Origin of the sequence: Falsiroseomonas oryziterrae, from assembly GCF_021864505.1 — a bacterium.
Lineage (GTDB): Bacteria > Pseudomonadota > Alphaproteobacteria > Acetobacterales > Acetobacteraceae > Falsiroseomonas > Falsiroseomonas oryziterrae.
Genome location: NZ_JAKJIB010000211.1, coordinates 1 through 7,047, shown reverse-complemented (window position 1 = coordinate 7,047; position 7,047 = coordinate 1). Strand labels below are relative to the sequence as shown.

Sequence of the window (7,047 nt, the reverse complement as noted above, 5' to 3'; positions counted from 1 at the left end):
GGGGCGGTCCGGCGCTAGGCGCGTGGCGCCGGCCGCCGCGCCGCCGACCACCTGGCGCATCTCGTTGCCCATGGCGCGCTGCACCTGGCCGGCCACGACCACCTGGCCGCCGGCGAGGCGCGCCGGATGGAACGCGCCGAGGCGCGCGTGATGCGGAAGCTGGGTCGCCCCAACCCGTGGAAGGGGCTGACGTGAGCGGCAACGGACACGGCAACGGGGCCGCCAGTGGCGGCCTGTTCGGTAAGCTGCACGGCCTGCTCCGCAAGCGCGAGGCGGAATCCGTCCGCGACCGGGTGGAAGAACTGCTCGAGGAACGCCAGCGCGACGGCGCCGATGCGCGCCGCGGCGACATCGCCAGCGGCCTCGACCCGCATGAGCGCATCCTGCTCGGCAACGTGCTGCGGCTGCGCGACAAGACCGCCTACGACATCATGGTGCCGCGCGCCGACATCCTGGCGATGCCGGAGGACCTGACGCTGGAACAGGCCATCAAGCTGATCCAGCGCGAGGGCCACAGCCGCTTCCCGGTCTATCGCGGCAACCTCGACGAGATCGTGGGCATGGTCCACATCAAGGACGTCTTCGCCCAGGTCGGCCGCGATCCGTCGGCCTTCTCGCTGAAGAACATCCTGCGCAAGCCGCTGCTGGTGGTGCCGACCGTGCCGGTGCTCGACCTGCTGCTGCAGATGCGCGCGGCGCGCATCCACATGGCCCTGGTGGTGGACGAGTACGGCGGCATCGACGGCCTCGTCACCATCGAGGACCTGGTGGAGACCATCGTCGGCGACATCAGCGACGAGCACGACGAGGTCGCGACGGCGACGATGACGGAGCGCCCGGACGGGTCGCTCGACCTCGATGCGCGAACCACGGTCGAGGCCTTCGAGCAGAAGCTCGGCACCGTGCTGACGGAGGAGGAGCGCGCGGCCGACATCGACACCGTCGGCGGCCTCGTCTTCACGCTGGCCGGCCGCGTGCCGGCGCGCGGCGAGCTGATCAGCCACCCGAGCGGCCTCGAGTTCCGCGTGCTGGAAGCCGATCCGCGCCGGATCCGCCGGCTGCGCGTGCGACGTCCCGGCGCGGCCGGCGAGGTGCCGAAGCAGGCGGCTGAATAGGCGGGGCGCGGCGGCATGCAGACGCTGCCGCGCGTCGATGCCAGGGGCCTCGATGCATCGCGCAGCGGGCCGATCCTGGTGCTCGGCGCCGGGGACGTCGGATCGGCGGTCGCCCACGCGCTGCACGGCGCGGGCTTCGCCGTTGCCATCGTCGACACGCAGGCGCCCGCCCATCCACGCCGCGGCATGGCCTTCGCCGATGCGCTGTGGGACGGAGAGGCGGTGCTCTCCGGAGTCGTCGCCCGCCGCGTCGACGCCGCAGCATCGCTCGCTTCCCTCCTCGCAGCGCGGGACGACGTCTGCGTCACGGCGCTGGCGCTGCCGGAGGTCCTGGCCGCCGCGCCCTTCGCGGGGCTTGTGGACGCCCTGATGCGCAAGCGTGCCGATCCACCCGACCGGCGAGGACTGGTCCCGCTCGCTATTGGCCTCGGTGTCGGTTTCGTCCCGGGCCGGAACTGCGACGTCGCGATCGAGACGAGCTGGGAGGACCTCGGGCGGGTGCTGCACGCAGGCGCCACCCTTCCGCTTCGCGGTGAACCGCGCGCCATCGCCGGCATCGGGCGGGAGCGCGTCGCCTACGCGCCCGCCGCCGGAATCCTGCGCACCGCGCGACGGATCGGGGATGTCGTGGCCGGCGGGGAACCGGTCGCGACGGTCGCCGGGGAGACGCTGTGCGCGCCGATCGCCGGCGCGCTGCGCGGACTGGTTCGCGACGGGGTTATGGTCACGGCGGGTGCGAAGGTGCTGGAGGTGGACCCGCGGGGGGATCCCGCGCTGTGCTTCGGCGTGGCCGAACGGCCGCGGCGCATCGCCCAAGCCGTGCTTGGCGTCTTGAGAACGACGGGATGACCGTCGAGCAGCGGTGAGCAGAACGCTGGCGCGTCAGTTCCGCAAGCAGCCGGGACGGGAACACCGCGCATCGCGGGCTCGAATTGGGGAGGGGCGCGCCCTCCCCGCCGCTCAGTCTCACGCACCCGCCCGTTTCACGCGCGCCGCGTCGTCGTTCGCCGCCTCCTGCGGCACCGCCTTCTGGATGCGCTCGAAGGTCGCCAGCGCCTGACCGACCACCTGGTCCATGTTGTAGTAGCGATAGGTGGCCAGCCGGCCGACGAACCAGGTGTCGCGCTCCGCATCCGCCAGCGCCTCGTACCGCTTGTAGAGCGCGGCGTTCTCCGGGCGCGGAATCGGGTAGTAGGGATCGCCCTCCGCGCTCGGGAACTCGTAGGTCACGCTGGTCTTCGGGTGCTGCTGCCCGGTCATCCACTTGTATTCGGAGACGCGGGTGAACGGCGTCGATTCCGCCGGGTGGTTCACCGTCCCCGTGGGCAGCGCCCATTCGCGGTCCAGCGTCTCGTGCCGGAACGTCAGGCTGCGATAGGGCAGCTTGCCGAAGCGAAACCCGAAGTATTCATCCACCGGCCCCGTCCAGATCAGGCGACGGAAGGAGAAGCGCTTGCGCGCCTCCCGGAAATCCATCCCCGTGCGCACCGTGACGTTCGGATGCGCGAGGATCTTCCGGAACATCGCCGTGTAGCCGTCGCGCGGCATGAACTGGAAGCAGTCGGTGAAGTAGCGGTCGTCGCGGTTGGTGCGCGTCGGCACGCGCGCCGTCACGCTGCGGTCCAGCTCGCTCGGGTCGAGCGCCCATTGCTTGCGCGTGTAGCCGCGGAAGAACAGCTCGTAGAGCTCGCGCCCCACCTTGCCGACCACCACGTCCTCGCTGGTCCGCACCGTCTCCACCCGCTCGGCGCGGGACGCCATCCAGCCCTCGACCTCGTCCTCCGTCAGGCTCAGGCCATAGAGCCGGTTGACGGTGTCGAGGTTGATCGGCATCGGCACCAGCATGTCCTCGCCCGTCCTCGGGCTCCTCACCTGCGCCAGCACGCGGTGCTCGTAGAAGCGCCAGGCGGTGAAGTTCGAGAGGTAGGCGAAGATCTGCTCGCTATTGGTGTGGAAGATGTGCGGCCCGTAGCGGTGTATCAGCACCCCCGCCGCATCCAGGTGGTCATAGGCGTTGCCGGCGATATGCTCGCGCCGGTCGATCACCAGCACCTTCTCGCCGCGCTGGCTCGCGATGCGCTCCGCCAGCACCGATCCGGCGAAGCCAGCGCCGACGATCAGCCAGTCGAAGCTGCCGCTCTCCGCCGTCGGCAGCCGCGCGACCCTCTCAGACATGGGACGGCTCCGCGGCGCGGGCTGCGCGCGCGGCAACCGGCACGCCCGCGCCGGGCCGTCGCTTCGCCGCCCGCACGCCGCGGATCAGCGCCTCCATCCTCGACCAGGTGAGATCCCAGCTGTCGCGCGCGAGCCGCGCATCCACCTGCGCGAGCCACGTCGCGCGCGGTCGCCGCAGCAGCATCTCCGCCTTCAGCGCCATCTCCTTCGCGTCCTGCGCGATCTCGACCAGTCCCGGCTCGCCCCCATGGGGACCATAGTCGCGCACCACGTCGGTGACGGCGGTGGAGACCACCGGCAGCCCCGCGGCGAGGAATTCCGGCGTCTTGGTCGGGCTGATGAAACGCGTGCTCTCGTTCAGCGCGAAGGGCATGAAGCCCAGCTCCCAATGGCCCAGATAGGCCGGCAGCTCCCGGTAGTCGCGCCCGCCGAGCCAATGGATGTTCGACGCCTGCGGCAGGCTGGCCGGGTCGATCTTCGCCACCGGCCCGATCATGCAGAGGTGCCAGTCGGGGCGCAGGGCCGCGAGCTCCGCCACCAGCTCCAGGTCCATCCGCTCGTCGACAACGCCGAAGAAGCCGATCCGCGGGCGGGGAATGGCGCGCAGGCTCTCCGGCTCCACGGGCTCGGCGCGCCCCTGGGCGAAATGCTTCACGTCGATCGAGGACGGCAGGCAATGCACGCTCGCGTGCCGCCCGCGCTTCGCCTCGTAGAGGCTGCGCCCGCCGGTGAAGACCAGGTCGGCGCGCGCCAGCAGGCGGCGCTCGAACTCCACCATCGCGGGCGGCGCGCCGCGGAAGGCGGACAGCTCGTCCATGCAGTCATAGACGATCGCATCGGCCGGCAACTGCGGCGCGATCTCCAGGAACATCGGCGAGTAGTACCAGGCCACCAGCGGCCGGCCGGCGCGCCGCGCCAGCACCGTCTCCAGCAGCGCGCGCTGCGCCGCCACCGCCACGGCGTGGCTCATGCCCTCCGGCAGGACGGGGCGCAGGACGCGCACGGCGCCGCGCTCGAACCACTCGAGGCGCGGCTGGGCGCCCGCCTCGAACACCGGCTCCTCGAAGAACAGCACCTCGTGCGTCGCCGCCGCGCGGGTCATCAGGTGCTGCGGGCGCTGGAAGACGAAGTCCCAGCGCAGATGCGACAGCACGAGCAGCACCGGACGATCGTCGCGGGCGCGGTCAGGACTGGGCGGAGCCCCGTTCATGTCTCTCTCCTCGATACAGGGAGCCAGCGACAGGGGCGCGCGCCGTCCCGCTCCGCGTCGGCAGAGGCACGGATGGCGTCCATGCGGTGAACTACGAACCGCGGCCCCGGAACGCCTGGACGTCCTGGATGCCGGGAGAACGCGGATTGCTGCGCCGCGGTTCCGGGCCGGAGTCACGTCGGCGCGAGAGCGCGGAACGTTCCGCACGTCCGGCGCAACGGCGCGGCGGCCGTCTATTTCGCCGGCGGCGCCAGCACCTTGTCCTTGTAGTTGCACTGCGCGACCGCCGGGCAGCGCCAGCATTCCGGCATCCGCGCCTTGCACACGTAGCGCCCGTGCAGGATCAGCCAGTGATGCGCGTCGCGCAGCATCTCGGGCGGGCATTTCCGCACCAGCGCGTCCTCCACGGCGCGCGTCGTCCTGCCGGGCGCGAGGCCCGTCCGGTTGCCGAGGCGGAAGATGTGCGTGTCCACCGCCATCGTCTCCGCGCCGAAGGCGACGTTCAGCACGACATTGGCGGTCTTGCGCCCGACGCCCGGCAGCGCCTCCAGCGCCGCGCGGTCGTTCGGCACCTGCCCGCCATGCCGCTCGACCAACTGCCGCGCGAGAGCCGCGACGTTGCGCGCCTTGGCCTGCCACAGCCCGATCCGGCGGATATGCGGCGCGATCCCCTCCGCGCCGAGCGCCGCCATCGCCGCCGCGTCCGGCGCGGCGGCGAAGAGCGAGGGCGTGCACTTGTTCACCGCCGCATCCGTCGTCTGGGCCGAGAGCACCACCGCCACCAGCAGCGTGAAGGCGTCGGTGTAGAGCAGCTCGGTCTCGGGCGCCGGGTTCGCCACCGCCAGGGCGCGCAGGAAGGCGGCGGCCTGCGTGGCGTTCATGGCCCGCGCGCGTCGGGGGGCGGTCGCGCTGCCATGCAGCGGCGGCCTGGACGGGGCCGGGCGGGATGTCACGGAACGGGATGTCACGGAACGGGGCGTGGCGGAACGGGGCATGGCGTTCCGCCCGACCTACCCCATACTCTCACAGCATGTCAGGGGGCGCCGAGCCGATCCTCTTCGAAGCCGTCAGCACCCCGCCCGAGGGGCTGTCGGCGCGCGGCATGCGCTGGCTGGCCGGCCTCGCGCTGCTCGGCGCCGCCATCCCGGGCGTGCTTTTCACCCTGCTCGGCGCCTGGCCCGTCCTTGGCTTCCTCGGCGCCGAGGTCGCGCTCGTGCTCCTGCTCGTCGCGCTCCACAGGGCCTGGAACCGCCGCGCGGTGGAGACGGTGCTGCTCTCGGGCGGCCGGCTGACGCTCACGCGCCATGACGGCCGTGGACGGCAGGAAGCGGCCGAGCTCGACGCCTATTGGGCCCGGCTGACTCTCGAGGAGCGCGACGGCGCCGTCCCGCTGCTCACCGCGGAAGCCCGCGGCCGCCGCATCGAGATCGGCCGCTTCCTCTCGGCCGAGGAGAAGCGTGCCCTCGCCGCCGCGCTGGAGGCGGCGCTGCGCCGCTACCGGACGCCGATCTTCGACAATCCCCAATTGCGGGAATAGCCGCGGCGGCGCCGCGCGCTATCCTGGCCGCCATGCGGATCCTGCTGATCGAGGACGACGCGGCGACCGCCGACTACATCGCCAAGGGCCTGCGCGAGATCGGCCACCTCGTCGCCGTCGCCCGCACCGGGAAGGACGGCATGCTGCTCGCCGCCGGGGAGAGCTGGGACGTCATCGTCACCGACCGCATGCTGCCCGGCCCCGACGGCCTGACCATCCTGCGCGCGCTGCGCGCCTCCGGCATCGCGACGCCGGTGCTGGTGCTGACCGCGCTCGGCGAGGTCGAACGCCGCGTGGAAGGCCTGGACGCCGGCGCCGACGACTATCTCGGGAAACCCTTCGCCTTCAGCGAGCTGCGCGCGCGCATCGCGGCCCTGGCGCGGCGCCCGGCGGCGTCCACCGATCCCGTGCTGCTGCAGGTCGGCGACATCGAGATGGACCTGCTGAAGCGCAGCGTGAAGCGCGCGGGCCAGCCGGTGGAGCTGCTGCCGACCGAGCTGCGCCTGCTCGAGTACATGATGCGTCGCCCGGGCCAGGTGCTGACCAAGACGATGCTGCTGGAGGGCGTCTGGGACCTGAACTTCGATCCCACCACCAACCTGGTCGAGGTGCATGTCAGCCGGCTGCGCCGGAAGCTCGCGCGCGAGGGATCGCCGGCCCCGATCCAGACCGTGCGCGGCGTCGGCTACGTGCTGGGTCAGGCGTGACCTGGGGCGCGGCGCTCAGGCGCCTCACGCGCAGCGTCGCGCTCCGCGTCGCACTCGTCACGGCGGCCGGCGTGCTGGCGATCTCCGCGATCGGCCTCGGCCTCGGCTGGCTGCGCAGCTCCGCGGCACTCGAACAGGCGCTCGACAACACGATCCGGGCGGAGGCGGAGCTGCTGGTGCGCGACTGGCGCGCGGCCGGGCTGCCCGGCCTCGTGCTCGCGGTCGAGGCGCGCTCGCGCGAGCGCACGCCGAGCGCCATCCTCGTGCAGCTGCGCGCGCCGGACGGGCGCGCCGTCGCGGGCT

At 72.4% G+C, this 7,047-nt stretch carries 8 protein-coding genes and 1 pseudogene; 6 read left to right on the top strand and 3 right to left on the bottom strand.

What is annotated here, in order from left to right; genetic code table 11:
• Positions 1 to 18: 18 nt before the first annotated feature.
• The 3 genes and pseudogenes from ybeY to L2I40_RS15705 form a co-directional block, all read left to right on the top strand.
• A pseudogene (gene ybeY / locus L2I40_RS15715) lies at positions 19 to 195 on the top strand (rRNA maturation RNase YbeY); the annotation flags it as partial.
• Positions 192 to 1,115, top strand: a complete 924-nt coding sequence (locus L2I40_RS15710; RefSeq protein ID WP_237216146.1) for a hemolysin family protein — start codon at positions 192 to 194, stop codon at positions 1,113 to 1,115. The pseudogene ybeY and the gene L2I40_RS15710, both read left to right, overlap by 4 nt.
• Positions 1,116 to 1,130: 15 nt before the next feature.
• Positions 1,131 to 1,964 (top strand): xanthine dehydrogenase, encoded by an 834-nt coding sequence (locus tag L2I40_RS15705; protein ID WP_237216145.1) that lies wholly within the window; start codon positions 1,131 to 1,133, stop codon positions 1,962 to 1,964.
• A 117-nt stretch (positions 1,965 to 2,081) separates the two neighbouring features.
• Here the strand turns inward: L2I40_RS15705 and glf are convergent, their stop codons facing one another.
• The 3 genes from glf to nth all read right to left on the bottom strand — a co-directional run bounded on the left by glf (position 2,082) and on the right by nth (position 5,381).
• Complete coding sequence (gene glf, locus L2I40_RS15700) at positions 2,082 to 3,290, bottom strand: UDP-galactopyranose mutase (protein WP_237216144.1); 1,209 nt, start codon at positions 3,288 to 3,290, stop codon at positions 2,082 to 2,084.
• Positions 3,283 to 4,500: a glycosyltransferase family 1 protein gene (locus L2I40_RS15695; protein ID WP_237216143.1), complete on the bottom strand. Its 1,218-nt coding sequence runs from the start codon at positions 4,498 to 4,500 to the stop codon at positions 3,283 to 3,285. The genes glf and L2I40_RS15695 overlap by 8 nt, the downstream gene beginning before the upstream one ends.
• 233 nt (positions 4,501 to 4,733) lie before the next feature.
• Complete coding sequence (nth, locus tag L2I40_RS15690) at positions 4,734 to 5,381, bottom strand: endonuclease III (RefSeq protein WP_237216142.1); 648 nt, start codon at positions 5,379 to 5,381, stop codon at positions 4,734 to 4,736.
• Positions 5,382 to 5,530: 149 nt separating this feature from the next.
• On the opposite strand from nth, the gene L2I40_RS15685 reads away from it, so the two are divergent.
• The 3 genes from L2I40_RS15685 to L2I40_RS15675 all read left to right on the top strand — a co-directional run.
• A complete protein-coding gene (locus L2I40_RS15685) occupies positions 5,531 to 6,037 on the top strand; it encodes a DUF2244 domain-containing protein (RefSeq protein ID WP_237216141.1) in 507 nt (168 codons plus the stop codon).
• Positions 6,038 to 6,069: 32 nt separating this feature from the next.
• Positions 6,070 to 6,744, top strand: a complete 675-nt coding sequence (locus tag L2I40_RS15680) for a response regulator transcription factor (protein ID WP_237216140.1) — start codon at positions 6,070 to 6,072, stop codon at positions 6,742 to 6,744.
• On the top strand, positions 6,741 to 7,047 hold a 307-nt coding region (locus tag L2I40_RS15675; protein WP_237216139.1), incomplete at its 3' end, for a hypothetical protein. The genes L2I40_RS15680 and L2I40_RS15675, both read left to right, overlap by 4 nt.